Here is a 294-nt window from a genome sequence, read left to right as displayed (position 1 = left end):
TGTCAAAGGAGCCTGTAGCGCTCTTGATGGTTTTTTTACCCTTCCCGTTTCGTTTATTACCTTGCTCGCGCTTCTGATCGTCCAAATGTTCACTCATCTCCGCTTCAAGGGCTGACTCCAGGAATTGTTTCAACATCGGTGCGAAGGCACCATCTTTGCCAAAAAGTGATTGGCCTGATTTGAATTGCTCTAAAGCTTTCTTCTGTAATTCGTTTAATTCTTCTTGTGTCATTACTCTGCTAAGTTATAAATTTCTAATTATTTTAACTTAGACAGAGTTTAATTTACAGTCTC

Annotated in this window: 1 protein-coding gene; it reads right to left on the bottom strand. The window is 39.5% G+C overall.

The annotated features are described in order from the left end of the window. The coding region (locus AC04NP_RS30785; RefSeq protein WP_482863970.1) for a transposase at positions 1-232 on the bottom strand (232 nt) is incomplete at its 3' end. Between the last annotated feature and the right edge of the window lie 62 nt (positions 233-294).

This window comes from Agaribacillus sp. DX54, from assembly GCF_056858335.1.
Note: the sequence above shows the minus strand (reverse complement) of the source record. Positions and strands in the feature narration are given on the sequence as shown.